General features: G+C 69.0%; 22 protein-coding genes, 2 tRNA genes and 1 pseudogene. 18 read left to right on the forward strand and 7 right to left on the reverse strand.

Annotated elements, in window-relative coordinates; genetic code table 11:
• Window positions 1–111: 111 nt before the first annotated feature.
• The 7 genes from gnd (at window position 112) to ACFY0F_RS13130 (ending at window position 8,889) form a co-directional block, all read left to right on the forward strand.
• Window positions 112–990, forward strand: coding sequence for a phosphogluconate dehydrogenase (NAD(+)-dependent, decarboxylating) (gnd, locus tag ACFY0F_RS13100; protein WP_388792547.1), 879 nt, complete (start codon window positions 112–114; stop codon window positions 988–990).
• 99 nt (window positions 991–1,089) lie between these two features.
• Window positions 1,090–2,211, forward strand: coding sequence for a DNA replication/repair protein RecF (gene recF, locus ACFY0F_RS13105; protein WP_388792549.1), 1,122 nt, complete (start codon window positions 1,090–1,092; stop codon window positions 2,209–2,211).
• Window positions 2,208–2,777, forward strand: coding sequence for a DUF721 domain-containing protein (locus ACFY0F_RS13110; protein WP_388792551.1), 570 nt, complete (start codon window positions 2,208–2,210; stop codon window positions 2,775–2,777). The genes recF and ACFY0F_RS13110 overlap by 4 nt, the downstream gene beginning before the upstream one ends.
• A gap of 442 nt (window positions 2,778–3,219) precedes the next feature.
• On the forward strand, window positions 3,220–5,280 hold the full coding sequence (gene gyrB, locus ACFY0F_RS13115) for a DNA topoisomerase (ATP-hydrolyzing) subunit B (RefSeq protein ID WP_388792553.1): 2,061 nt from the start codon (window positions 3,220–3,222) through the stop codon (window positions 5,278–5,280).
• A 42-nt stretch (window positions 5,281–5,322) separates the two neighbouring features.
• On the forward strand, window positions 5,323–7,914 hold the full coding sequence (gyrA, locus tag ACFY0F_RS13120) for a DNA gyrase subunit A (protein ID WP_388792555.1): 2,592 nt from the start codon (window positions 5,323–5,325) through the stop codon (window positions 7,912–7,914).
• A gap of 18 nt (window positions 7,915–7,932) precedes the next feature.
• Window positions 7,933–8,688, forward strand: a complete 756-nt coding sequence (locus ACFY0F_RS13125; RefSeq protein WP_388792557.1) for a DUF3566 domain-containing protein — start codon at window positions 7,933–7,935, stop codon at window positions 8,686–8,688.
• Window positions 8,689–8,812: 124 nt separating this feature from the next.
• Window positions 8,813–8,889: transfer RNA gene (locus ACFY0F_RS13130), tRNA-Ile, on the forward strand.
• A gap of 245 nt (window positions 8,890–9,134) precedes the next feature.
• Here ACFY0F_RS13130 and ACFY0F_RS13135 read toward each other — a convergent pair.
• Window positions 9,135–9,455: a DUF6344 domain-containing protein gene (locus ACFY0F_RS13135; protein ID WP_388792559.1), complete on the reverse strand. Its 321-nt coding sequence runs from the start codon at window positions 9,453–9,455 to the stop codon at window positions 9,135–9,137.
• A 251-nt stretch (window positions 9,456–9,706) separates the two neighbouring features.
• On the opposite strand from ACFY0F_RS13135, the gene ACFY0F_RS13140 reads away from it, so the two are divergent.
• Entirely contained in the window at window positions 9,707–9,835 is a 129-nt protein-coding gene (locus tag ACFY0F_RS13140) for a DLW-39 family protein (RefSeq protein WP_003999697.1), read from the forward strand.
• Window positions 9,836–9,938: 103 nt separating this feature from the next.
• Window positions 9,939–11,303, forward strand: a complete 1,365-nt coding sequence (locus tag ACFY0F_RS13145; RefSeq protein WP_388792561.1) for a hypothetical protein — start codon at window positions 9,939–9,941, stop codon at window positions 11,301–11,303.
• Here ACFY0F_RS13145 and ACFY0F_RS13150 read toward each other — a convergent pair.
• Complete coding sequence (locus tag ACFY0F_RS13150) at window positions 11,267–12,637, reverse strand: serine/threonine-protein kinase (RefSeq protein ID WP_388792563.1); 1,371 nt, start codon at window positions 12,635–12,637, stop codon at window positions 11,267–11,269. The genes ACFY0F_RS13145 and ACFY0F_RS13150 overlap by 37 nt on opposite strands.
• A 128-nt stretch (window positions 12,638–12,765) precedes the next feature.
• Window positions 12,766–13,314, reverse strand: coding sequence for a helix-turn-helix domain-containing protein (locus ACFY0F_RS13155; RefSeq protein ID WP_388792565.1), 549 nt, complete (start codon window positions 13,312–13,314; stop codon window positions 12,766–12,768).
• A gap of 178 nt (window positions 13,315–13,492) precedes the next feature.
• Between ACFY0F_RS13155 and ACFY0F_RS13160 the strand changes: the two genes are divergently transcribed.
• Window positions 13,493–13,565 (forward strand) — tRNA-Ala (locus tag ACFY0F_RS13160).
• 324 nt (window positions 13,566–13,889) lie between these two features.
• Here the strand turns inward: ACFY0F_RS13160 and ACFY0F_RS13165 are convergent.
• Entirely contained in the window at window positions 13,890–14,612 is a 723-nt protein-coding gene (locus tag ACFY0F_RS13165; RefSeq protein ID WP_388792567.1) for a DUF5324 family protein, read from the reverse strand.
• A 316-nt stretch (window positions 14,613–14,928) separates the two neighbouring features.
• Here ACFY0F_RS13165 and ACFY0F_RS13170 point away from each other — a divergent pair, with 316 nt between their 5' ends.
• Window positions 14,929–15,462: a peptidylprolyl isomerase gene (locus ACFY0F_RS13170; protein WP_388792569.1), complete on the forward strand. Its 534-nt coding sequence runs from the start codon at window positions 14,929–14,931 to the stop codon at window positions 15,460–15,462.
• A gap of 85 nt (window positions 15,463–15,547) precedes the next feature.
• Window positions 15,548–16,435 carry a rhomboid family intramembrane serine protease gene (locus tag ACFY0F_RS13175; protein WP_388792571.1) on the forward strand — a complete coding sequence of 296 codons (888 nt, stop codon included), beginning with the start codon at window positions 15,548–15,550 and terminating at the stop codon, window positions 16,433–16,435.
• 261 nt (window positions 16,436–16,696) lie between these two features.
• Here ACFY0F_RS13175 and crgA read toward each other — a convergent pair whose 3' ends face one another.
• Window positions 16,697–16,951, reverse strand: coding sequence for a cell division protein CrgA (crgA, locus tag ACFY0F_RS13180; protein WP_132855222.1), 255 nt, complete (start codon window positions 16,949–16,951; stop codon window positions 16,697–16,699).
• Window positions 16,952–17,093: 142 nt separating this feature from the next.
• Between crgA and ACFY0F_RS13185 the strand changes: the two genes are divergently transcribed.
• The 6 genes and pseudogenes from ACFY0F_RS13185 to ACFY0F_RS13210 all read left to right on the forward strand — a co-directional run bounded on the left by ACFY0F_RS13185 (window position 17,094) and on the right by ACFY0F_RS13210 (window position 21,328).
• Window positions 17,094–17,936, forward strand: a complete 843-nt coding sequence (locus ACFY0F_RS13185) for a DUF881 domain-containing protein (protein ID WP_388792573.1) — start codon at window positions 17,094–17,096, stop codon at window positions 17,934–17,936.
• A 22-nt stretch (window positions 17,937–17,958) separates the two neighbouring features.
• A complete protein-coding gene (locus ACFY0F_RS13190) occupies window positions 17,959–18,666 on the forward strand; it encodes a class E sortase (RefSeq protein ID WP_388792575.1) in 708 nt (235 codons plus the stop codon).
• A 4-nt stretch (window positions 18,667–18,670) separates the two neighbouring features.
• A pseudogene (locus tag ACFY0F_RS13195) lies at window positions 18,671–18,881 on the forward strand (hypothetical protein).
• Complete coding sequence (locus ACFY0F_RS13200) at window positions 18,878–19,516, forward strand: aminodeoxychorismate/anthranilate synthase component II (RefSeq protein ID WP_388792577.1); 639 nt, start codon at window positions 18,878–18,880, stop codon at window positions 19,514–19,516. The pseudogene ACFY0F_RS13195 and the gene ACFY0F_RS13200 overlap by 4 nt, the downstream one beginning before the upstream one ends.
• A complete protein-coding gene (locus ACFY0F_RS13205) occupies window positions 19,513–20,553 on the forward strand; it encodes a class E sortase (protein ID WP_388792579.1) in 1,041 nt (346 codons plus the stop codon). Before ACFY0F_RS13200 ends, ACFY0F_RS13205 begins: the two co-directional genes overlap by 4 nt.
• Window positions 20,554–20,566: 13 nt before the next feature.
• The gene (locus ACFY0F_RS13210; RefSeq protein WP_388792581.1) at window positions 20,567–21,328 is read left to right on the forward strand and encodes a class E sortase; all 762 of its coding nucleotides are present in this window, start codon (window positions 20,567–20,569) and stop codon (window positions 21,326–21,328) included.
• An 89-nt stretch (window positions 21,329–21,417) separates the two neighbouring features.
• On the opposite strand, the gene ACFY0F_RS13215 is transcribed toward ACFY0F_RS13210, so the two are convergent.
• Both ACFY0F_RS13215 and pknB read right to left on the reverse strand, forming a co-directional pair.
• Window positions 21,418–21,921: a hypothetical protein gene (locus ACFY0F_RS13215; RefSeq protein ID WP_388792583.1), complete on the reverse strand. Its 504-nt coding sequence runs from the start codon at window positions 21,919–21,921 to the stop codon at window positions 21,418–21,420.
• Between the two features lie 234 nt (window positions 21,922–22,155).
• Window positions 22,156–24,168 (reverse strand): Stk1 family PASTA domain-containing Ser/Thr kinase, encoded by a 2,013-nt coding sequence (pknB, locus tag ACFY0F_RS13220; protein ID WP_388792585.1) that lies wholly within the window; start codon window positions 24,166–24,168, stop codon window positions 22,156–22,158.
• Window positions 24,169–24,330 lie beyond the last annotated feature (162 nt).

A 24,330-nucleotide genomic window follows, 5' to 3' on the forward strand; every position in this document is an offset into this window, starting at 1 on the left:
CATACGAATGAGCGCGTATGCCCACAGCTGTGCGGGAGAGTCCGGGTTTAGGCTCGGACACAGGTACGACAGTGCCTCTCACGCCACACAGCGACCTAAGGAACACAACTGATGGAGCTCGGTCTCGTCGGCCTCGGCAAGATGGGCGGCAACATGCGCGAGCGGATCCGCCGCGCGGGCCACACCGTCGTCGGATACGACCGCAACGCTGACCTCGCGGACGTCCACAGCCTGGAAGAGCTTGTGGGCAAGCTTTCGGGCCCGCGCGTGGTCTGGGTGATGGTCCCGGCCGGTGCCCCCACCCAGTCGACGATCGACCGGCTCGCCGAGCTGCTGGAGCCCGGCGACGTGGTCGTGGACGGTGGCAACTCCCGCTGGACGGACGACGAGAGGCACGCCGAGGAGCTGGCCGCCAAGGGCATAGGCTTCGTCGACTGCGGGGTCTCCGGCGGTGTCTGGGGCCTGGAGAACGGCTATGCGCTGATGTACGGCGGCGACGCCGAGAACGTCGCCAAGGTGCAGCCGGTCTTCGACGCGCTCAAGCCGGAGGGCGACTCCGGTGCGGTGCACGCCGGCCGGGTCGGTGCCGGTCACTTCGCGAAGATGGTCCACAACGGCATCGAGTACGCCATGATGCAGGCCTACGCCGAGGGCTGGGAGCTGCTGGAGAAGGTCCACTCCGTGGAGAACGTCCGCGAGGTCTTCCGCTCCTGGCAGGAGGGCACGGTCATCCGTTCCTGGCTGCTCGACCTGGCGGTGAACGCCCTCGACGAGGACGAGCACCTGGCCGGGCTGCGGGGTTACGCACAGGACTCGGGCGAGGGGCGCTGGACCGTGGAAGCCGCCATCGACAACGCGGTGCCGCTGCCGGCGATCACCGCGTCCCTGTTCGCGCGGTTCTCCTCCCGTCAGGAGGACTCGCCGCAGATGAAGATGATCGCCGCGCTGCGCAACCAGTTCGGCGGCCACGCGGTCGAGAAGAAGCAGTAGCGCGGGCTCGGCGAAGACCGAAAAAGCGACGGAGCCCGAAGAAGTTGTCCACAGGGTCGCACGGCGATCCACAACCCTGGGGGAGGTCGGCGAACGACCATGCACGTCACGCACCTGTCGCTGGCCGACTTCCGCTCGTACGCCCGGGCCGAGGTCCCGCTCGACCCGGGCGTGACGGCATTCGTCGGCCCGAACGGACAGGGCAAGACGAACCTCGTGGAGGCGGTCGGCTACCTGGCCACGCTCGGCAGCCACCGTGTCGCCTCCGACGCGCCCCTGGTGCGGATGGGCGCCGATCGCGCGGTCGTCCGCGCGCAGGTCCGGCAGGGCGATCGGCAGCAGCTGGTCGAGCTGGAGCTGAACCCCGGCCGGGCCAACCGGGCCCGCATCAACCGGTCCTCGCAGGTCAGGCCGCGGGACGTGCTGGGGATCGTACGGACCGTGCTGTTCGCGCCCGAGGACCTCGCCCTGGTCAAGGGAGATCCCGGGGAGCGGCGCCGCTTCCTGGACGAGATGATCACCGCGCGTTCTCCGCGCATGGCGGGGGTGCGCTCCGACTACGAGCGGGTGCTCAAGCAGCGCAACACGCTGCTTAAGTCGGCGGCGCTGGCCCGTCGGCACGGTGGTCGCTCGACGGACCTGTCCACGCTGGACGTGTGGGACCAGCATCTGGCGCGGGCGGGCGCCGAGTTGCTGGCCCAGCGGCTGGATCTGATCGCCGCGGTCCGACCGCTGGCCGACAAGGCGTACGAGCAGCTGGCTCCCGGCGGTGGTCCGGTCGCCCTGGAGTACAAGCCGTCGGCGCCCGGTGAGGCGCACACGCGTGAGGACCTGTACGCCCAGCTGATGGCGGCCCTGGCGGACGCCCGTAAGCAGGAGATCGAGCGGGGTGTCACGCTCGTGGGCCCGCACCGGGACGATCTGGTGCTCAAGCTCGGTGAGCTGCCTGCCAAGGGGTACGCCTCCCACGGTGAGTCCTGGTCCTTCGCGCTGGCGTTGCGTCTGGCGTCGTACGACCTGCTGCGCGCGGAGGGCAATGAGCCGGTGCTGGTCCTCGACGACGTCTTCGCCGAGCTGGACGCCCGGCGGCGCGAGCGTCTGGCCGAGCTGGTCGCGCCGGGTGAGCAGGTGCTGGTGACGGCCGCGGTCGGCGACGACGTACCGCATGTGCTGGCGGGCGCCCGGTACGCCGTGTCCGGAGGGACGGTGGAGCGCGTATGAGCACCGAGGGTCCCGGCTCCGGGCAGGGGCCGCAGCAGGGCGCCGAGAAGCCTCGCGAGAAGGGGCGCGAGCCTTCGGGCGTCGATCTCGCGCGCGTGGCGCTGCGCGCGGCGAAGGAGCAGGCACGCGCGCGTGGTGACGCGGTGCAGCAGAAGAAGCAGGCGCGGCGCGGTGGTCTGCGTTCCGGTGCGCGCGCCGACGGCCGTGATCCGATGGCGCTGGGTGCGGCGATCAACCGGCTGATCACCGAGCGGGGCTGGGAGACTCCGGCGGCGGTGGGCGGTGTGATGGGCCGCTGGCCGCAGATCGTCGGCGACGACGTGGCCAAGCACTGCGTTCCGGAGAAGTACGACGAGGACGAGCGGGTGCTGGTCGTGCGCTGTGACTCCACGGCCTGGGCGACGAATCTGCGTCTGCTGGGGCCGACGCTGGTGGCCCGTCTCAACGAGGATCTCGGCCACGGCGCGGTCCGGCTGATCAAGGTGTACGGGCCCGGTGGACCCGCCCGTCGCTACGGTCCGCTGCGTGCCCCGGGCAGCACGGGCCCCGGTGACACCTACGGGTGACGGAACTCACACAAGGGGTTCACAGGGGTCCGCTGGGGGTGAGTTCCGGCGGTTCGGCGGTGGTTCGGCGGGGGTCGGACGCTCCCCGCACGCTCTTGCGAATCCCGGGCTGGCCGGGGAGTAGCGAAGGGTTGACGTCCCGAAGCGCTGAGTGCCGCTGTGAGCCTCTTGGAGCCCCCTTCCGTATATCGGGACCCGAGCGAGACCGGTTGAGGGCGGCACATGCGGACTCAGGTACCGGCAAACCCCCATCACTGTCGGCGCTACCGGTAGACTGGAAGACAATCCCGCCCCGAACGTGGGGACCGTCCGGGAAAAGCTGAGCAACGCTGATCAGGGCTTGACCAACGCAACATGCCGCAGCCGCTCCGGCAACCCTCCCCCAGAGGGGGCACCTCCAGGAGCCCGGCTCGTGCTGTGCCAGTGCCAGAAAGGGCGCTTCGTGGCCGATTCCGGCAACCCCAACGAGAACATCCCGTCCACCGACGCGGGCGCGAACGGCCCGGCGACCTCCTCGAACGGGGAGGTCACGGCCTCGTACGACGCCAGTGCCATCACCGTCCTCGAGGGTCTGGACGCGGTCCGCAAGCGACCCGGTATGTACATCGGCTCGACCGGGGAGCGCGGCCTGCACCACCTCGTGTACGAGGTGGTCGACAACTCCGTCGACGAGGCGCTGGCCGGGCACGCGGACACCATCGACGTGACGATCCTGGCCGACGGCGGTGTGCGGGTCGTCGACAACGGCCGTGGCATCCCGGTGGGCATCGTGCCCTCCGAGGGGAAGCCGGCCGTGGAGGTCGTGCTGACCGTGCTGCACGCGGGCGGCAAGTTCGGCGGCGGCGGTTACGCGGTCTCCGGCGGTCTGCACGGCGTCGGCGTCTCCGTCGTGAACGCCCTGTCGTCGAAGGTGTCCGTCGAGGTCAGGACAGACGGTCACCGCTGGACGCAGGACTACAAGATGGGCGTCCCCACGGCCCCGCTCGCCAAGCACGAGGCGATCGAGGCGACCGGCACCTCGGTGACCTTCTGGGCCGACCCGGACATCTTCGAGACCACCGAGTACTCCTTCGAGACGCTCTCGCGGCGCTTCCAGGAGATGGCGTTCCTCAACAAGGGCTTGACGATCAAGCTCACCGACGAGCGCGAGTCGGCGAAGGCGGTCACCGGTGCGGACGAGGCGGGCACCGACGAGAAGGACGAGGTCAAGACCGTCACGTACCACTACGAGGGCGGCATCGTCGACTTCGTGAAGTACCTCAACTCCCGCAAGGGAGACCTGGTGCACCCCACGGTCATCGACCTGGAGGCCGAGGACAAGGACAAGGCCCTGTCCCTCGAGGTCGCGATGCAGTGGAACAGCGGCTACAGCGAGGGCGTGTACTCCTTCGCCAACATCATCCACACCCATGAGGGCGGTACGCACGAGGAGGGTTTCCGTGCGGCGCTGACCTCGCTGATCAACAAGTACGCGCGTGACAAGAAGCTGCTGCGCGACAAGGACGACAACCTCACGGGTGACGACATCCGCGAGGGTCTGACGGCGATCATCTCGGTCAAGCTGAGCGAGCCGCAGTTCGAGGGCCAGACCAAGACCAAGCTGGGCAACACGGAGGCGAAGACCTTCGTGCAGCGGGCGGTCTACGAGCACCTCAACGACTGGCTGGACCGCAACCCGGTCGAGGCCGCGGACATCATCCGCAAGGGCATCCAGGCGGCCACCGCGCGCGTGGCGGCCCGCAAGGCCCGTGACCTGACGCGCCGCAAGGGTCTGCTGGAGTCGGCCTCGCTGCCGGGCAAGCTCTCCGACTGCCAGTCGAACGACCCGACCAAGTGCGAGATCTTCATCGTCGAGGGTGACTCCGCCGGCGGCTCGGCCAAGTCCGGCCGTAACCCGGAGTACCAGGCGATCCTTCCGATCCGCGGCAAGATCCTCAACGTCGAGAAGGCCAGGATCGACAAGATCCTGCAGAACCAGGAGATCCAGGCGCTGATCTCGGCCTTCGGCACGGGCGTCCACGAGGATTTCGACATCGAGAAGCTCCGCTATCACAAGATCATCCTGATGGCGGACGCCGATGTCGACGGCCAGCACATCAGCACCCTGCTGCTGACCTTCCTGTTCCGCTTCATGCGGCCGCTGGTCGAGGCCGGGCACGTGTACCTGTCCCGTCCGCCGCTCTACAAGATCAAGTGGGGTCGGGACGACACCGAGTACGCGTACTCCGACCGTGAGCGCGACGCGCTGATCGAGATGGGCCGGCAGCGGGGCAAGCGCGTCCGCGAGGACTCGATCCAGCGCTTCAAGGGTCTCGGCGAGATGAACGCCGAGGAGCTGCGCGTGACCACGATGGACCAGGAGCACCGGGTCCTCGGCCAGGTCACCCTCGACGACGCCGCCCAGGCCGACGACCTGTTCTCGGTCCTGATGGGCGAGGACGTGGAGGCCCGACGCCAGTTCATCCAGCGCAACGCCAAGGACGTCCGCTTCCTCGACATCTGAGTCGGTCTCAGCTGACCGCACCAGGAAGGATCCCCACCAGCAATGGCCGACGAGAACACTCCCGTCACTTCTGAAGAGGGCGGCGTAATCGCCCAGCGCGTCGAGCCCGTCGGGCTCGAGACGGAGATGCAGCGCTCGTACCTGGACTACGCGATGTCCGTCATCGTGTCCCGTGCGCTGCCCGACGTCCGCGACGGTCTCAAGCCCGTCCACCGCCGCGTCCTGTACGCCATGTACGACGGCGGCTACCGCCCCGAGCGCGGCTTCTACAAGTGCGCCCGCGTGGTCGGCGACGTGATGGGCAACTACCACCCCCACGGCGACTCCTCGATCTACGACGCCCTGGTCCGTCTCGCCCAGCCGTGGGCGATGCGGATGCCGCTGGTGGACTCCAACGGCAACTTCGGCTCGCCGGGCAACGACCCGGCGGCGGCGATGCGCTACACCGAGTGCAAGATGGCGCCGCTGTCGATGGAGATGGTCCGTGACATCGACGAGGAGACCGTCGACTTCACGGACAACTACGACGGCCGCTCCCAGGAGCCGACCGTCCTGCCGGCCCGCTTCCCGAACCTGTTGATCAACGGCTCGGCCGGTATCGCGGTCGGTATGGCGACCAACATCCCGCCGCACAACCTGCGCGAGGTCGCGGCCGGCGCCCAGTGGTACCTGGAGAACCCGGAGGCCTCGCACGAGGAGCTCCTGGACGCGCTCATGGAGCGCATCAAGGGCCCGGACTTCCCGACCGGCGCGCTCGTCGTCGGCCGCAAGGGCATCGAGGAGGCCTACCGCACGGGCCGCGGTTCGATCACCATGCGCGCGGTGGTCGAGGTCGAGGAGATCCAGAACCGCCAGTGCCTGGTGGTCACGGAGCTGCCGTACCAGGTGAACCCCGACAACCTCGCGCAGAAGATCGCCGACCTGGTGAAGGACGGCAAGGTCGGCGGGATCGCGGACGTCCGTGACGAGACGTCGTCGCGCACGGGCCAGCGCCTGGTCATCGTGCTCAAGCGGGACGCGGTCGCCAAGGTCGTGCTGAACAACCTGTACAAGCACACCGACCTGCAGACGAACTTCGGCGCCAACATGCTGGCGCTGGTCGACGGGGTGCCGCGGACGCTGTCGCTGGACGCGTTCATCCGCCACTGGGTGACGCACCAGATCGAGGTCATCGTCCGCCGTACGCGCTTCAGGCTGCGCAAGGCGGAGGAGCGGGCGCACATCCTGCGGGGCCTGCTGAAGGCCCTGGACGCCATCGACGAGGTCATCGCGCTGATCCGGCGCAGTGAGACCGTCGAGGTCGCGCGCGGCGGCCTGATGGAGCTCCTGGAGATCGACGAGATCCAGGCGAACGCCATTCTCGAGATGCAGCTGCGCCGGCTCGCCGCCCTGGAGCGCCAGAAGATCGTCCAGGAGCACGACGAACTCCAGGCGAAGATCAACGAGTACAACCAGATCCTCGCCTCCCCGGTCCGCCAGCGTGGCATCGTCAGCGAGGAGCTGGCCGCGATCGTCGAGAAGTACGGCGACGACCGCAAGACCATGCTGGTGCCCTACGACGGTGACATGTCCATCGAGGACCTGATCGCCGAGGAGGACATCGTCGTCACCGTCTCGCGCGGCGGCTACGTCAAGCGGACGAAGACGGACGACTACCGGGCGCAGAAGCGCGGCGGCAAGGGCGTGCGCGGCACGAAGCTGAAGGAAGACGACATCGTCGACCACTTCTTCGTCTCGACCACGCACCACTGGCTGCTGTTCTTCACCAACAAGGGCCGGGTGTACCGGGCCAAGGCGTACGAGCTGCCCGACGCCGGCCGGGACGCGCGCGGACAGCACGTGGCCAACCTCCTGGCCTTCCAGCCGGACGAGGCGATCGCCGAGATCCTCGCGATCCGGGACTACGCGGCGGCGCCGTACCTGGTGCTGGCCACCAAGGCCGGCCTGGTCAAGAAGACGCCTCTGAAGGATTACGATTCGCCCCGCTCCGGCGGTGTCATCGCGATCAATCTGCGGGAGCGCGAGGACGGTTCCGACGACGAACTGATCGGAGCCGAGCTCGTCTCGTCCGACGACGATCTGCTGCTGATCAGCAAGAAGGCGCAGTCGATCAGGTTCACCGCCTCGGACGAAACCCTGCGCCCCATGGGCCGCGCCACCTCGGGTGTCAAGGGTATGAGTTTCCGCGAGGGCGACGAGCTTCTCTCGATGAATGTTGTTCGACCCGGTACGTTCGTGTTCACTGCCACGGACGGCGGGTACGCGAAGCGGACCCGCGTCGACGAGTACCGCGTCCAGGGTCGTGGCGGCCTCGGTATCAAGGCCGCCAAGATCGTGGAGGACCGCGGTTCGCTCGTGGGCGCGCTGGTGGTCGAGGAGAACGACGAGATCCTCGCCATCACCCTCTCCGGCGGTGTGATTCGTACGCGAGTCAACGAGGTCAGGGAGACGGGCCGTGACACCATGGGCGTCCAACTGATCAACCTGGGCAAGCGCGATGCCGTCGTGGGCATCGCTCGTAACGCCGAGGCGGGACGCGAGGCGGAGGAGGTCGACGGCGACGTGGCCGTCGACGAGACCGCCGAGGCCGCGACCACCGGCACGGACGAGGGTGAGGCGCCCTCGGACGAGTAGCACGAGGAGTGAGTCATCGTGAGCGGAGCCACGGGCGCCGGGTCGGCCGGTACCTCCACGGGTACGGAAACGGGCGGCGGCGGCCGTGGCTCCGCCGCGAGCGCCGCGCAGTCGGATCCGCAGACCACCAATCTGAAAGCGGTCAAGCCGTCCGCGGCGGACTCGTCCTCGCCCGACTCCCGTGGATCCCAGGGGGGCACCGTGTCGGACACCAGAGGCCGTGACGCCCAGCCGGCGCCCGAGGCGGCCTCGCCGCTGCCCGGGGAACGGGGGCCGCAGCAGCCCTCCGGCCCGTACCACCCGCCGCAGGCCTACCCGGCGCAGGGCACCGGGGCGACCGGAGCCGTACGCCGTCCGCGCACCGGTTCCGGAGCCGGTACCGGCGCGGCGCGCACCGCGCCTCGCACCCGCAAGGCGCGGCTGCGGGTGGCGAAGGCCGACCCGTGGTCGGTGATGAAGGTCAGCTTCCTGCTCTCCATCGCGATCGGCATCTGCACGGTCGTCGCGTCCGCGGTGCTGTGGATGGTCCTGGACGCGATGGGCGTCTTCTCGACGGTCGGCGGCCAGATCTCGGAGGCCACCGGCGCCACCGAGTCCAGCGGCTTCGACCTGCAGGCCTTCCTCTCACTGCCGCACGTCCTGACGTTCGCCACGATCATCGCGGTCATCGACGTCGTCCTGGCCACCGCCCTCGCAACCCTCGGCGCGTTCATCTACAACCTCTCCGCGGGCTTCGTCGGCGGCATCGAGCTGACCCTCGCCGAGGACGAGTGATCCGCCCCTTCCATCCGCTGTCCCACCTCGGCTGACGGTCCCCCGACAACCGATTTTGGGACTGCCCCGGTCGTGCGCTAATCTTCAGGAGTCAGCGCGCGGGACACACACCGCAGAGCGCGGCGGGGCTATAGCTCAGTTGGTTAGAGCGCATCCCTGATAAGGATGAGGCCACAGGTTCAAATCCTGTTAGCCCCACCAGACACGAAGACCCCCGGTCCGTATGGGCCGGGGGTCTTCGGCGTCCGCGGTCTTTGGCGTCCGCGTACCGCCGGGTGCCTTGGGGGTGCCGACGCCTTGGATCGCGGGTGCCTTGGGGCTGTGGCGGGCCGGTGGCATACGACGAGACCCCCGACCGGTTCTGCCGGTCGGGGGTCTCTCTGTGCGGGTGCTGTACGCAAACTCGCCGTTGTGTCGATGTGTCGCCGGTGTGCTGCCCGGGGGCGTCAGGTCTGCAGCGGGGCCGTGTGCTCGGAAGCGGCGGACGCTTCCTGGTCGGGGAGGGGGCGGCGGCGGCAGCCGGGGGACTTGCCGTGGGCTTCGGCCTGGATGCGTTGCTTCATCGTGGGGGGCAGTGACGCGGCGTACAACCGGGACCAGGGGGTCAGCACCTGGGCCGCCACCTGGACAGCGGGGCTGCTGCACGGTTCCTCGGTCCGCGGTGCGGCCGCGGCGGTGGCCGCCGTGACGAATCCGAGCGCGGTGCACAGCGCGAGGAAGGCGGTCACGATGACGGTCCACAGCTTCATGACCTTGTTGCCGGCCATGGTCCCCTCACTTTCGGGTCGGGCGATTTGCGTACTTTGCTCATCATGTGTATGAGGGCCGCGAAGTGGTGGACCGACGCCCGTGGCGCGGCGATGTTCAGATGAACACCACTCGGATGGGCGTAAGAGAAAGAAATTGTTCTCACATAGACCGAAGTTGGGGTCCGGATGTAGGTCACCGATCGATATCGGTCGGTGTGTATAGTCGGGCGCCAGAGGTCCCCTACGTCAACGAAAGACGAGGTCGCGCGGTGAAGAAGCTTCTCCTGGTCGCACTGGCCGCCATCGGCGGGCTCCTCGTGTACCGCCAGATCCAGGCGGATCGCGCCGAGCAGGATCTGTGGACGGAGGCGACTGACTCCGTGCCCACGGGTTCGTGAGTACCGGAAACACCGAAATCTGAGCAGGCCCCGACCGCCCTCGCGGTCGGGGTTTCGTGTTGCAGGATGAGCGGCGGTCCGGTAGAGGCGCGAGGGGGCGGGGATGGGGACGGGGCGGTGGCCTACGGCGTGGTGGCGGACGGCGGTACGGTTCGCCGTCACCACGGTCCTGATCGGCGCGGTGACCGGCCTGCCGGGCGTCGCGGCCGCCGACGGCACCGCGACCGGGTCGCCGGGCGGCTACGCGTTCGCCCCGGGAGCCCGGCCCGTGAAGGGCACGGCGAGGACCACGGACGCCGAACGGCTGGAGCCCGGCCGGACCTACCGCAGCTCCCTGGCGAGGAACGCCACGCTCTACTACCGCCTCGACCTCACCGCCCCGGACACCGCCTACGTCCCCGTCACAGCCGTACCCCCGTCCGACGCGACCGTCGCGGCCACCGACGGCATCACCGTGTCGGTGCAGGACGCCCACGGCACCTCCTGCTCCTACGCCTCCGCCCGCTTCGGCGGCGGCCTGAGCCCGCACCCCGTCACCGCGCTGGGCATGCGCGAGGCGGGCAGGACGCAGTGCCAGGGCGCGGGCCCGTACTACGTGGTCGTCGAACGCCTCGACGCGACCGCATCCGGGGCCGGGTCCAGGTCCGGCGGCGCGTCCTCCACCGAGGCATGGGGCCTCGAGCTCGCCCCGGTCACCGAGCCGCCCCGCGCCAAGGCCGACGGCAGCGCGGCGCCCGAGGACTGGGACTCCGCCTCCCCCGAACCCCTCACCGGCACCCGCAGGGAGCGCACCGGCGGCGCGGGCTTCAGCGGGGCCCGGGCCCTCGGACAGGGCGTCTGGGGCACCCGTGTACGGCCGGGGCAGACGCTCTTCTACAAGGTCCCCGTCGACTGGGGCCAGCAGCTGTACGCCACTGCCGAACTCGGCAACACCACCGGCAGGCACGGCTATGTGACCGGCGCCCTCACCCTGGCGCTGTACAACCCCGTCCGCGGTGACGTCGCCGACGCGGGGGACGGCTACACCGGCCGCCAGACGGCGGCCACCCTCGCCCCCCTGCCACCCGTCGAGTACGCCAACCGGTACGCCGTGAGCAGCCAGGTCAACGCCCTGCGCTTCGCCGGGTACTACTACCTCGCCGTCCACCTCAACGGACAGGTCGCCGCCACCTTCGGCGACGGGCCGTACGAGCTGACCCTGCGTGTCCGCATCAAGGGCACACCGCACGCCGGGCCGGGCTACGCCGGGCAGTCCGAACCCGCGCAGCTCTTCGAGGTCACCGACGGCGACCGGGCGGCCGCGATCACGGGCGAGGTCCCCGGGAGCGGCACCGCGATGAAGGCCCTCGCCGCCGGAGGCATCGGCACCGGGACGCTGCTGCTGACGGGGCTCGGGCTGTGGACGCTGACCGCCCGGCGCAGGGCCGCGGCTCAGACCCGGGCCAGCGCCCAGAACCCGACCGCGTAACAGGCCAGCGCCAGCAGCAGGACCGGTACGACGACGCCCCGCGTGGGCCCGGGCCGGCGCCGGGGCTGGGCGGCATGCGCGGCACGCGTGGCCCTGGGGGCCTGTGGGACCTGTGGGACCTGGGCGGTGTAGGGAGCGGTCGGGGTCGGCGGCTGCAGCGGGGCGTACGGGGGAGAGGGGGCCGGCGGGGCGTACGGGGAGGCATGCGCGGGACCGTGGTTCTGTGTCGTGGGCGTGGGCGTGGGCGTGGGCGTGGGCGTGGGCGTGGGCGTGGGCATGGGTGCCGGTGCCGGGTCGGACGTCCACGTCGACGGATGCCGCGGGGGCGGCAGGCGGAAGCTGCCGGTGTCCGAGACGGATCCGTCCACCGGACCCGCGCCCGTGCTCGTACCCTCGTGCTTCCTGTACGCCCCTTCGTCCGCCCCTTCGTCCGCCCCCGGCTCCGGGCCTTCCCCCGACGGCCCCTGCGGACCGAACCCCGGGGGCAACGGGCCGAGTTGGTCGAAGATCTCGATCAGTTCGTCGTCGGGGCCGGGCTCCGGCAGGAGTTCCGTGGCGGCGACGAGGGCCTTGCGCGCCCCCGTGGCGGTGCGGAAGCGGGCTTGCGGGTCCGGCTGCAGCAGAGCCGCCACGACCTGCCACAGCGGCTCGGGAACGCCCTTGGGCGCGGCGGGCGTGCCGTGTTCCAGGAAGTACTGGATGAGCGCCTTGGCGTCGGGCTTGGCGCCCTCGAGCAGGTACAGGGCGACCAGGCCGACGGCGAACAGGTCGGCGGGGAAGTCCGGTTCGGCGCCCAGCATCTGCTCCGGCGCGAGGTAACCGGGCGTCCCCACCACGAGGTTGGTCTCCGTCAGCCGCGGCTCGCCCAGCCGCATCGCGATGCCGAAGTCGGACAGGCGGAGCCGGGGACGGCCGGTACCGGTGGCCTCCAGAAGGATGTTGGCGGGCTTGATGTCCCGGTGGATCACCCCTTCGGCGTGCACCGCGGCCAGGCCGGCCAGAAGCTGGTCGAGGAGCGTGCAGACGAACCGCGGCGGCAGGGGACCGTAGTCCCCGACCAGGTGGACCAGCGAGCCGCCGGCGACAAGGTCCATGGTGAACAGGACCTTGTCGTCGTCCGCGGCCCAGCTCGCCGGAGCGAGCACATGAGGGTGGTCGATCCGCAGGGCCTGCTCCCGTACGAAGCGCAGGAGGGAGTGGGCGTCGCGCTGCTGCAGCACCTTGGCGGCCACATAACGGCGACGGCGTTGGTCCCAGGCACGCCAGACCGCGCCCACTCCGCCGCGTCCGATCGGGTCGACCAGTTCGTACCGTCCGGCGAAGACCTCACCCATGACCGTCCGTCGCTCCTCCCCCTGCGGCCCCCGTGTGCTTCCCCCGTGACGTGCTTCCCCCGTGACGTGCTTCCCCCGTGACGTGCTTCCCCCGTGACGAGAGCTACGACCCCTCCCGGGTCGTGGAATCAGCTCTGGTGGGACTGGTAGTGCGCGACCGCGTCGGAGGTACGGCCGGCGCCGTACACCCGCAGGAACTCCGCGAGTTCCGGATGGCTCGGGGCCAGGGTGTCGGCGGCGTCGATGATGTCGCCGGCGGCGGCCACCGAGCGCAGCAGCGACTGGATCTCGCGGACCACCCGCTTCACCGTGGGCGCGCCCGAACTGCTCGTCGTCTGCGTGGTGTTGCTGAGCACCGATCCCCCCTGGGACTTCTTGATCTCGTCCATCCGCTCGGTCGCCTCCGCGGCGCTGACACTGCCGTCGGCGACCTGCCCCGCCAGGTCCTGCAGCAGCTGCACCCGCTGGACGACCGCCGGATTGCCGATCTTCGCGCGCTGACCGCTCATCAGCTGCGACAGCATCGGCGCGGACAGCCCGAGGACCGCCGCGAGACGAGCCTGGTTGAGACCAAGATCGTCGATGAGCTTACGGAAGAGCGCCCCCAACGGCTCCCCGTACCAGTTCCGCTGCAGCTCCCGCGCTCTTGCGGTGGCTTCCTGCTGTGCGGCGTCCATTGCGTCTCCCCATCGCTTCCCCTGAACGTGGGTTCGCTGTAGCGAACCACGAGGGGCATCTTACGGAGCGTGGTCGCCCACGGGGACCCCAACTTTTTTGCGAGATCCCGGGGGTGACCCGGTACTCTGGTCTGCGGCGCCCTCCGGTGTGTGATTCTTCCGGGGGATGCCTGTATCCGGGGCCTTAGCTCAGTTGGTAGAGCGCTGTCTTTGCATGGCAGATGTCAGGGGTTCGACTCCCCTAGGCTCCACTGCACAAAAGCCCCTCCGGCCTGCGACTGAGCAGATCGGAGGGGCTTTCGCGTGCGCGGGCCGCACCGTGTGCGCGATGTACGGCCGGGCACGTGCCCAGGAGCCGTGCGGGCACCGGACCGGCCCCCCACCGTGCCTCTCCGGGCAGTCTTTGCGGCCGATGCGGCTCACCACGGCCCCCCACGGTTCACCCGGCGACGATACGCACTGTTTACGGGGATTTGCAGATGTTTGCGAAAAAACAGTGGGGCGGGAGACGCCTGGTCTCCCGCCCCACTGTTCTCGCTGATGCCGATGCCGATGCCGACGTCGGCAGCGCGGCGTCAGCCGCGCTCGTCGCGGTCCGCCGCGTCCTCCTCGGCGTCCTTGGCCGCCTTGGCCTGGACCTCGGGGTCGAGCGGGGCCTCACCGCTGCCGTCGACCGACGACAGCCGGCCCGACTCGGGCACCTCCGTCGCGGCGGGCGGCTCCACCAGCCAGTCGGGGTTGGCCTGCTTGTCCCACCACTTCCAGGCGGCGAAGGCACCGCCGGTCACGACGCCCACCACGGCCAGCGCCTTGGCCAGGCGCCCCGCCCTGGCCCGCCGCCGGTGCTTGCGGGCCAACTTCTGGATCTCCTTCGGCGTCACCTGGCCGCGCAGCGCGGCCAGCGCGGCAGCACCCCGCGCGGCGGCCTCGTCACGTACCGGCCCGGCCGCCGCCACCGCCTGCTCGATCCTCGGGCGCGAGTAGTCGGCGGCCTGCCGAGCGGCCTTGCGGGTGCGGACGGCGGCCTGGTGGGCCGCCTGGTCGACCTTCGGTGGCACATGGGCCATGGCCTGCGTGCGGGCCACTTCCAGCCGGGGTGCGAGACGGGCGTCGTACTGGGCGCGGGCCTGCCCGGCGGCCTGCGTCACCTTGGGCGCGAGCCGTACACGTGCCTCCTGCGCGTAGTGCGCGGCACGCTCCTTGGCCGTGTCGGCGTAGGGCGCCACCACTTCCGCGGCGTGCAGCACGCTGTCCTTCGCCGAGCCGGTCGCGGCGCGCACGCTGTCGATGCGGGTCACGGGTTCCTCCTCCTCGGTGGCGTACGGTATTTCGACTTTCCACCCTTTTACGGATCATGCCTGTCAACGCGAATTGCGGCATGCGAGGGCGGGCATACGGGTGCCGCCCTGAACCGCCCACGCCCCGTGCCCCGCATGCATAACGGGTGAATACTGGGCAACAGGCGCCTGTCGTCGACAATGCCGACAATGCCATGGATCGCCGTCGCGCGCGCCCGTGCCGGAACGATTCGCGCCCATACGACACCGTCGGACCACGCACGGCCCGGAGCGTGCAAGGATCAGGGGGTCACAGGAAGACAACGGAAGGCAGATCGTGGCCGAGCAGCTCTACGCCACCCTGAAGACCAACCACGGCGACATCGAGGTCCGGCTCTTTCCGCACCACGCGCCGAAGACGGTCAAGAACTTCGTCGAGCTCGCCCAGGGCGAGCGCGAGTGGAAGCACCCGGCCACCGGCGTGACGAGACAGGACAAGCTCTACGACGGCACGGTCTTCCACCGGGTGATCAGCGGCTTCATGATCCAGGGCGGCGACCCGCTCGGCAGCGGCATCGGCGGCCCCGGATACGAGTTCGAGGACGAGTTCCACCCGGACCTGTCCTTCAACAAGCCCTACCTCCTCGCCATGGCCAACGCCGGACCCGGCACCAACGGCTCGCAGTTCTTCATCACGGTCTCCCCGACGACCTGGCTGAACCGCAAGCACACCATCTTCGGCGAGGTCACCGACCCGGCCGGCCAGAAGGTCGTGGACGCCATCGCCGCGGTCCCCACCACCAAGCCCAACGACCGTCCGGTTAACGACGTCGTCATCGAGTCCGTCGTCATCGAGCGACGCCAGGGCTGAGACGGGCCGGGGAACCAATAGCCCCGCTCGTCCGTAAGGATGAGCGGGGTGGCGCAGTGGCCACGAGACGACCGAGGTGACTCCCATGGACCAGGAGGCCGCAGGCAACGCGCAGGCCGCCGCGAGCGTGCCCGTGTGCTACCGGCACCCGGACCGCGAGACCGGCATCCGCTGCACCCGCTGCGAGCGCCCCATCTGCCCCGAGTGCATGGTCAGTGCCTCCGTGGGCTTCCAGTGCCCCGACTGCGTCCGGGGCGGCTCCGGCACGGGCCGGCCGCCATCCGCCTCCCGGCCCCGCACCCTCGCCGGAGGCACGGTCACCGCCGACCCCCGGCTGGTCACCAAGATCCTCATCGGGATCAACATCGCCGTGTTCATCGCGGTCCACGTACGGCCCTCGCTCCTGGACCACCTGGTGCTCATCGGCCAATGGCCTCCGAAGCCGTACACCCCCACGACGGGCGTCGCGGACGGCGAGTGGTACCGCCTGGTGACCTCGATGTTCACCCACCAGGCCGTCTGGCACATCGGCTTCAACATGCTGAGCCTGTGGTGGATCGGCGGCCCCCTGGAAGCGGCGCTGGGCCGCGCCCGCTACCTCACGCTCTACTTGGTCTCGGGCCTGGCCGGCGGCGCCCTGACCTACCTGCTGGCCGACCCGCACCAGCAGACCCTCGGCGCCTCCGGAGCCGTCTACGGCCTCTTCGGCGCGACCGTCGTGCTGGTGCGCCGGCTCAACTACGACATGCGGCCGGTCATCGCCCTGCTGGTGATCAACCTCATCTTCACCTTCGGGTTCAGCGGCATCGCCTGGCAGGCCCACATCGGCGGCCTGGTGGCAGGCCTCGTGTGCGGCTACGCCATGGTCCACGCCCCCCGCCGGCGGCGCGCCCTGATCCAGTACGGCAGCTGCGTCCTCGTGCTGGCCGTCGTGGTGGTGCTGACGCTGGTCAGGACCGCTCAGCTCACCTGATACCGAACCGTTGTCCACAGTCTGTGGTGGATCTGGTGCACAGGGTACGGACACAGCTGCGCCCCCTGCCGCTCAGGTGAGTTTTCCCAGGTCAGACAGGGGGCGCGAGTGTGGTCGTCGGGTAGTCGGGCAGTCATACCGGCGTCAACGTCCGACGGGTTATCCACAGATCGTCGTTTTCTATCCCCAGCGTGTGGACAGGGGCTGTGGATAACTCAGCGGATAACCCTGGGCAGAGCTGCGTTCACCGGGAAGCAGCCGCTACTTCCACTGCGTGGAGACGCCGAACCCCGCGGCGATGAAGCCGAAACCGACCACGATGTTCCAGTTGTCCAGCTTGTCGATCGGCAGGGATCCGTCCGTCACGTAGAAGACGACGATCCAGGCCAGGCCGATGAGGAACATCGCCAGCATGACAGGCGCGACCCAGGCCCGGTTGGTCAGCTTGATGGCCGTGGCCTGCTTCGACGGCGGCGGCGTGTAGTCGGCCTTCTTGCGGATACGTGACTTCGGCACGAGGGTCTCTCCTGTCGATGCGCTGCGTGGCCGCGCAGGTAGCTGGGTCGGGCTCCGGGGCAGCGTACAAGGGCACACTGAGCGCTCCCCCGGGCGTCCGTTAGCGTAGTGCTTCCGCGGCGCCGAAGGAGATAAGGGTACGTTGAGCAATTCTGCCGACTCTCCCGGGACGGGATCAACGGGTTCCACCCCTGACACCCCCGACGCCACTGTCCCGCCTGTCACCACCGTCCCCCCGGCCCCGCCCGCACGAGGTTCCCGTTTCCGGCCGGTGCGGGTCCTGACCGCGGCGGTCTTCGCCCTCGCCGGGCTGATCTTCTTCACCAGCTTCGACACGGCCAAGGGCACGGACATCCGCACGGACTCCTCCTTGCTGAAGCTGTCGGACCTCATCCAGGAGCGCAGCCACAAGAACAAGGGGCTGGACGAGTCCAACGCGGCCCTGCGGGACGACGTCGAGTCGCTGGCCGAGCGGGACGACGGCAGCACCAAGGCGCAGGACGAGAAGCTCTCCGGGCTGGAGAAGAACGCGGGGACGGAGAAGCTCAAGGGCAAGGCGATCACGGTCACGCTCAACGACGCCCCGCCGAACGCCACCGCCAAGCTCCCCGGCTATCCGGAGCCGCAGCCCGACTACCTGGTCATCCACCAGCAGGACCTGCAGGCCGTAGTGAACGCCCTGTGGCAGGGCGGGGCCAAGGGCATCAAGGTCATGGACCAGCGGCTGATCTCCACCAGCGCGGTGCGCTGCGTGGGCAACACCCTGATCCTCCAGGGCCGGGTCTACTCGCCGCCGTACAAGATCACGGCGGTCGGTGATCCCACGAAGCTGGAGCAGGCGCTGTCGGACTCCCAGGCGATCCAGACCTACATGGTGTACGTGAACGTCTACGGCCTCGGCTGGAAAGTCACCGAGGACGGGACGGTGACTCTGCCGGGCTACTCGGGCACAGTGGACCTGCACTACGCGAAGCCCGTGAAGTAGGTGCCCCCTCCAGGAGCCGCCGGTGCGCGTGATCGTCAGGACCGTCAGCGAGCTCTGCATCACCGTGGGCGCCCTGATCGTGCTGTTCGTGGTCTACGTGCTGTTCTGGACCGGGGTCAAGGCCGACAGGGTGATGAGCGACCAGATCGACCAGCTGCAGCGGCAGTGGTCGCAGGGGGCCGTGCATCCCACGGCCCCCGCGTCGGCTGCGGGGTCCCGTGCTCCCGCGTCCCGCGCTCCCGCGAAGTCGGCGGCCTACACATACGGCAAGCCCTTCGCGATCATGTACATCCCCCGGCTCGGTTTCACGTGGAACAAGCCCGTGCTCGAGGGCACCGGCACGGACGTGCTGAAGAAGGGGCTCGCCCACTACGCGCGCACCGCGCGGCTGGGCCAAGAGGGCAACTTCGCCGTCGCCGGCCACCGGCGTACGTACGGCGACCCGTTCAAGGACTTCCCCGAACTGCGGCCCGGGGACGCGGTCGTGCTGACGGACGGAACCACCTGGTTCACGTATCGGATCGACAAAGGGCCCTACAAAACCGTTCCGAGTGATGTTGAAGTGATCGACCCTGTGCCACGTAAGTCCGGGTACACGCGTCCGGGACGGTATCTGACACTGACCACGTGCGATCCCGAATGGGGCCACAGTCACCGGCTGATCGTCTGGGCGCACCTGGACTCCACACAGCCTGTGGAGGCAGGCAGACCGAAGGCTCTGCGCCGTTAGTCTGGTGAGGTACGGCGGGAGTCTGGTGCCGTGGGTGGAACGGAAGGGACGGCATGTACGGCTGGATCTGGCGGCATCTGCCGGGAAACGCGTGGGTGAAGGCGCTGATCTCACTGTTGCTGGCGCTGGCCGTGGTCTACGTGCTCTTCCAGTACGTCTTCCCCTGGGCCGAGCCGCTGCTGCCCTTCAACGATGTGACGGTGGACAACCAGTGAGTGCGCGGATTCTCGTCGTCGACAACTACGACAGCTTCGTCTTCAACCTGGTCCAGTACCTGTACCAGCTCGGCGCCGAGTGCGAGGTGCTGCGCAACGACGAGGTGTCGACGGCGCACGCCCAGGAGGGGTTCGACGGGGTGCTGCTGTCGCCGGGGCCGGGGACTCCGGAGCAGGCGGGGGTGTGCGTGGACATGGTCCGGCACTGCGCCTCGACGGGTGTCCCGGTGTTCGGCGTCTGTCTGGGCATGCAGTCGATGCAGGTGGCGTACGGCGGTGTGGTGGACCGCGCGCCGGAGCTGCTGCACGGCAAGACCTCGCTGGTGGAGCACGAGGGACGGGGTGTCTTCGCGGGGTTGCCGTCCCCGTTCACCGCGACCCGCTACCACTCCCTGGCGGCCGAGCCGGCGACGGTGCCGGCCGAGCTCCAGGTGACCGCCCGTACCCACGACGGCATCATCATGGGGCTGCGCCACCGTGAACTGCCCGTCGAAGGTGTGCAGTTCCATCCCGAGTCGGTGCTCACCGAGCACGGCCACCGCATGCTGGCCAACTGGCTGGTGGAGTGCGGTGACCAGGGGGCCGTGGCCAGGTCGGCGGGGCTCGCCCCGGTGGTGGGCAGGGCCACGGCGTGACCGCACTGCGCCCGGAGCGCAAGACCGATACCTCGTACGGGGATCAGTCGTACGAGGCTTCCGGTGCGCGTGGGGACTGGTACGGGCAGGGGGCGCGCGAGGAGCCGTATCCGTCTCCCGTCGACGAGGAGACGATGGCGCTGCGAATACCGGATCCGCCGCCCCAGCAGGCCTCTACGGCCGCTTCCGCCTCCTCTGCCACAGGAACCCGCTCCGGTGGCCGGGCGGCCCGCAGAAAGGCCGCCAAGCGTCGTGGTGGACGCCATGGCGCTGCCCGGGAGGGCGTGGAGGAGCCGCCGGAGGAGCCGAAGGCCGGGGCGCCGCTGTCCCGTGTCGAGGCCCGGCGTGCGGCCAAGGCCCGCAAACCGGGCGCTGCCGTCGTCGCGAGCCGGGTGATCGGCGAGGTGTTCATCACCACCGGCGTGGTGATGCTGCTGTTCGTCACCTACCAGTTGTGGTGGACGAACGTGCGGGCGCACGCTCAGGCCGGCAGGGAGGCGAACACCCTGCAGCAGGACTGGGCGAGCGGCAAGCGTGCCCCGGGGACCTTCGAGCCGGGACAGGGCTTCGCCATCCTGCACATCCCCAAGCTGGACGTGGTGGCGCCGATAGCGGAGGGCGTCAGCAACAAGAAGGTGCTCGACAAGGGCATGGTCGGCCACTACGGCGAGGGCGCGTTGAAGACGGCGATGCCGAGCGCGAAGACGGGCAACTTCGGTCTGGCCGCGCACCGCAACACGCACGGGGAGCCCTTCCGGTACATCAACCGGCTGCAGAAGGGCGACGCGGTGGTCGTGGAGACGCAGGACACCTACTACGTCTACAAGATGACCTCGATGCTGCCCGTGACAGACCCTTCGAACACGAGTGTGCTGGATCCCATCCCGAAGGGCTCGGGTTTCACCGCGCCGGGCCGCTACATAACCCTGACCACGTGCACCCCGGAGTTCACCAGCAAGTACCGGCTGATCGTCTGGGGCAAGATGGTCGAGGAACGCCCGCGCAGCAAGGGCAAACCGGATGCGCTCGTCGAGTAAGGGCAGATGAACAGTGGCAGCGACCGCCGACGACACCGAAGCACAGACGGACGGGCCCGAGGCGGCGCGCCCTCCCCGGCGCCGGCGAACGGGCCGGATCGCGACGGCGGTCAGCTTCTTCGGTGAACTCCTCATCACGGCGGGCCTGGTGCTCGGCCTCTTCGTCGTCTACTCCCTGTGGTGGACGAACGTCGTCGCCGACCGCACGGCGCACAAGCAGGCCGACAAGGTCCGCGACGACTGGGCCCACGGCTCGTCGAACGGCGGTGGGCCCGGGGCGCTGGACACCAAGGACGGCATCGGTTTCCTGCACGTCCCGGCGATGAGGAACGGCGAGGTCCTGGTGGAGAAGGGCACGTCGACGGACGTGCTCAACGACGGGGTGGCCGGCTACTACACGGACCCGGTCAAGGCCACGCTCCCGACCTCCGGCAAGACGGGCAACTTCGCCCTCGCGGCCCACCGTGACGGCCACGGCGCCAAGTTCCACAACGTCGACAAGGTGAAGGTGGGCGACCCGATCGTCTTCGAGACGAAGGACAAGTGGTACGTCTACAAGGTCTACGACATCCTCTCGGAGACCTCGAAGTACAACGTCAAGGTCTTGACCTCGGTCCCGAAGGAGTCGGGCGTCAAGAAGCCCGGCCACTACATCACCCTGACGACGTGCACACCGGTGTACACGTCCCGGTACCGGTACGTGGTGTGGGGGGAACTGGTCCGCGTGGACAAGGTCGACAGCAAGCGGACACCGCCGAAGGAACTGCGCGGCTAGCACCCTGTGAGCCGCGAACGGCCCTGCGGAGCGTTCCGCAGGGCCGTTCGCGTGTTCACCGGTCGGCCGGCTGTGGCAGCCGGACGTGGTCAGCCGGTGCCGGTCAGGTTCCAGGTGATCGGGTCTTTTCCGTCATCGGCGATGTCGTACGCGACCTTGCCGTCGGCGGACATGCCCGTCGTGTCGGCCGAGTTCCAGACGCAGGTGATGGTGCTGCTGCCGGATTCGTACGAGTTGATGTCGGGGTGCGTGGACTCGCTGCACTTGTTCACGTCGTTCTTCTGCACCCAGGTGGTGTGCTCGAACCAGTTGAACTTGGTGCCGCAGCAGTCGGTGCCGATGGTGGAGTGCCACTTGAGGACCTGAACCGCCTGGTAGAAGCCCTTTTCGTTGTACAGGCAGGTCGAGACGGTGACAACGACGTCAGGCTTGTTCGGCAGGTTGATCGTGCGGCTCTGGTGCGCGTACTCCTGGAAGCCGGGCTGGCAGTAGGTGCCGGCAGAGGCACTGGCGCTCGGCGCGGCGAGGAACCCCATGGTCGCTACGACGAAGGACAGAAGGATCGCTTGGACCGCACGTACTCTACGCGTCACGTTGCACGTCTTCCCGTTTTCGGGCGGGGGGCGAGACCTGGTCAGGTCTTCGTCTTCCCGCATGAGAAGACTGCGCTGACGCTCGTCCGGAGACAGGACGACAGATGTGAAGCGTTCCCCCGCTTACTTGAATGGTCGCGATCAAGTCTACTGATCACTCAGAACTGGCGCAAAAGCATCGTGCTCCCCACCGAACCGGTCGGTGGGGAGCACGATGTGGAGCCGGGCAGGACGTCAGCCGGTCACACCGCCGAAGAGGTTGGTGCCGCCGCCACCGCCGTTGTTGCCGCCGTTGTTGTTGCCGTTGCCGCCGAAGCCGACCGTCTGCAGGGTGATCTGCGTGCCGCCGGGATCGCCCTCCGGGGTGCCGCCCTGCGGGTCCTGGTTCACGACGACCGCGGTGTCGCTCTGGTCGCTGCCGTTGGCGAACTGGATGTTGTTGAAACCGGCCTGCTTCAAGGTTTCCTTGGCCTGCTTCACACTCTGCCCGCGAACGTCCGGCACCTGCGCCTGCTGATTCTGCTTGGCCTTGCCGATCTGAATCTGCACCGGGGAGTTCTTGTTCAGCTGGGTGCCGGCCTGCGGGTCGGTCGCGATGACCTTGCCGACCTTGGACTGGTCGTCGGTCTCCACGTCGGTGCAGTTGCCGACCAGGTTGTTGGAGGTCATCAGGGCCTTGGCCTCGTCGCAGGACTTTCCGGTGGCGTCGGGGACGGTCGCCTTCTCCTCGGCCTTGGCCACGGTGAGGGTGATCGTCGTGCCCTTCTGCTTCGACGTGCCACCTGGCGGGTCCTGGTTCGTGACGATGCCCGGCGGCTGGGTGGACACCTCGACCTTCTTCTCGACGTCGAAGCCCTTCTCCTTGAGCTGGGTCTCGGCCTTGTCGAACTGGATGCCGCGGACGTCCGGGACGGTCACCTTCGGCGTGCCCGTCGACACGGTCAGGGTGACGGTGTCGCCCTTCTTCACGTCCGAGTCCGCGGTCGGGTTCTGGTCGCAGACCGTCTTCGCCGGTTTGCCGCAGGCCTTCTTGGTGATCGAGACCTTCAAGTCGCGGTTCGCGGCCATGCTCTGCGCTTCGGACACCGTGTGGTTCACGAAGTTCGGCGCCGGGAAGGTCTCATCACTCGCGTTGTGCCCGGGGAACGCGTACTTGCCGATCAGGATCGCGCCCACCAGCACCAGGATGCCCGCCACGACGAGCAGGATGGTGGAGGTGTTGTTCTTCTTCGGCTGGCGGCGCCGGTCCGGGCGGTCGTCGTAGCCGAAGCCGCCGTCGTCCGGGTTCATCGGCGGCAGCATCGTCGTGGCGCCGGCGCCCGCTTCGGAGCGCAGGGCCGTGGTCGGCTGGTCGTCGGGGTAGCCGCCGTAGCCCACCGAGCCCAGTGCGGCCGTGGCCGCGACCGGCTGGCCGTCGAGGCAGGCCTCGATGTCGGCGCGCATCTCGTCGGCCGACTGGTAGCGGTAGTCGGGGTCCTTGACCAGGGCCTTGAGGACGATGGCGTCCATCTCGGGCGTGATCTCGGGGTCGAAGACGCTCGGCGGCTGCGGCTCCTCGCGGACGTGCTGGTAGGCGACGGCCACGGGGGAGTCGCCGACGAAGGGCGGGCGGACCGTCAACAGCTCGTAGAGGAGACACCCGGTCGAATAGAGGTCCGAGCGGGCGTCGACCTGTTCGCCCTTGGCCTGCTCGGGCGACAGGTACTGGGCGGTGCCGATGACCGCCGCCGTCTGCGTCATGGTCATGCCGGAGTCGCCCATGGCGCGGGCGATGCCGAAGTCCATCACCTTGACCTGGCCGTTGCGCGTGAGCATGACGTTCGCCGGCTTGATGTCGCGGTGGACGATGCCGCTGCGGTGGGCGTACTCCAGGCCCTGGAGGATGCCGATGGTCATCTCCATCGACCGCTCCGGCAGCAGCTTGCGGCCGCTGTGAAGAAGCTCACGGAGCGTGGAGCCGTCGACGTACTCCATCACGATGTACGGGATCGAGACCCCGTCGATGTAGTCCTCGCCCGTGTCGTAGACCGCGACGATCGCGGGATGGTTGAGCGAGGCGGCCGACTGGGCCTCCCGGCGGAACCGGGCCTGGAAGGACGGGTCGCGCGCGAGGTCCGCGCGCAGCGTCTTCACCGCCACCGTGCGGCCGAGGCGCGTGTCATGCGCGAGGTAGACCTCGGCCATGCCACCACGGCCGAGCACCTGGCCCAGCTCGTACCGGCCGCCGAGGCGACGCGGCTCTTCCATAGTTCCCTACCAGCCCTCTCCGTCGGTCCCGGCCGTCACATGTGTGTGCGGCCGGAGGCTGTCGTCCGGGCCTACCGTACCCGGCTCGCTTTGTGTGACCTGGCCAAGCCCGTCACCCGATACAGGACCGGTATCGCAACGTGCACCGATGTGAGGGGGACG

It is taken from the genome of Streptomyces sp. NPDC001544, assembly GCF_042894285.1.
Lineage (GTDB): Bacteria > Actinomycetota > Actinomycetes > Streptomycetales > Streptomycetaceae > Streptomyces.

What these genes read in the sequence shown, in the direction of transcription:
- ACFY0F_RS13150 (WP_388792563.1), bottom strand. Translation starts at nt 12,637, where the DNA reads ATGGGTGAGGTCTTCGCCGGACGGTACGAACTGGTCGACCCGATCGGA.
- ACFY0F_RS13110 (WP_388792551.1), top strand. Translation starts at nt 2,208, where the DNA reads ATGAGCACCGAGGGTCCCGGCTCCGGGCAGGGGCCGCAGCAGGGCGCC.
- ACFY0F_RS13175 (WP_388792571.1), top strand. Translation starts at nt 15,548, where the DNA reads ATGGACCAGGAGGCCGCAGGCAACGCGCAGGCCGCCGCGAGCGTGCCC.
- pknB (WP_388792585.1), bottom strand. Translation starts at nt 24,168, where the DNA reads ATGGAAGAGCCGCGTCGCCTCGGCGGCCGGTACGAGCTGGGCCAGGTG.
- ACFY0F_RS13145 (WP_388792561.1), top strand. Translation starts at nt 9,939, where the DNA reads ATGGGGACGGGGCGGTGGCCTACGGCGTGGTGGCGGACGGCGGTACGG.
- ACFY0F_RS13155 (WP_388792565.1), bottom strand. Translation starts at nt 13,314, where the DNA reads ATGGACGCCGCACAGCAGGAAGCCACCGCAAGAGCGCGGGAGCTGCAG.
- gyrA (WP_388792555.1), top strand. Translation starts at nt 5,323, where the DNA reads ATGGCCGACGAGAACACTCCCGTCACTTCTGAAGAGGGCGGCGTAATC.
- ACFY0F_RS13135 (WP_388792559.1), bottom strand. Translation starts at nt 9,455, where the DNA reads ATGGCCGGCAACAAGGTCATGAAGCTGTGGACCGTCATCGTGACCGCC.
- recF (WP_388792549.1), top strand. Translation starts at nt 1,090, where the DNA reads ATGCACGTCACGCACCTGTCGCTGGCCGACTTCCGCTCGTACGCCCGG.
- gnd (WP_388792547.1), top strand. Translation starts at nt 112, where the DNA reads ATGGAGCTCGGTCTCGTCGGCCTCGGCAAGATGGGCGGCAACATGCGC.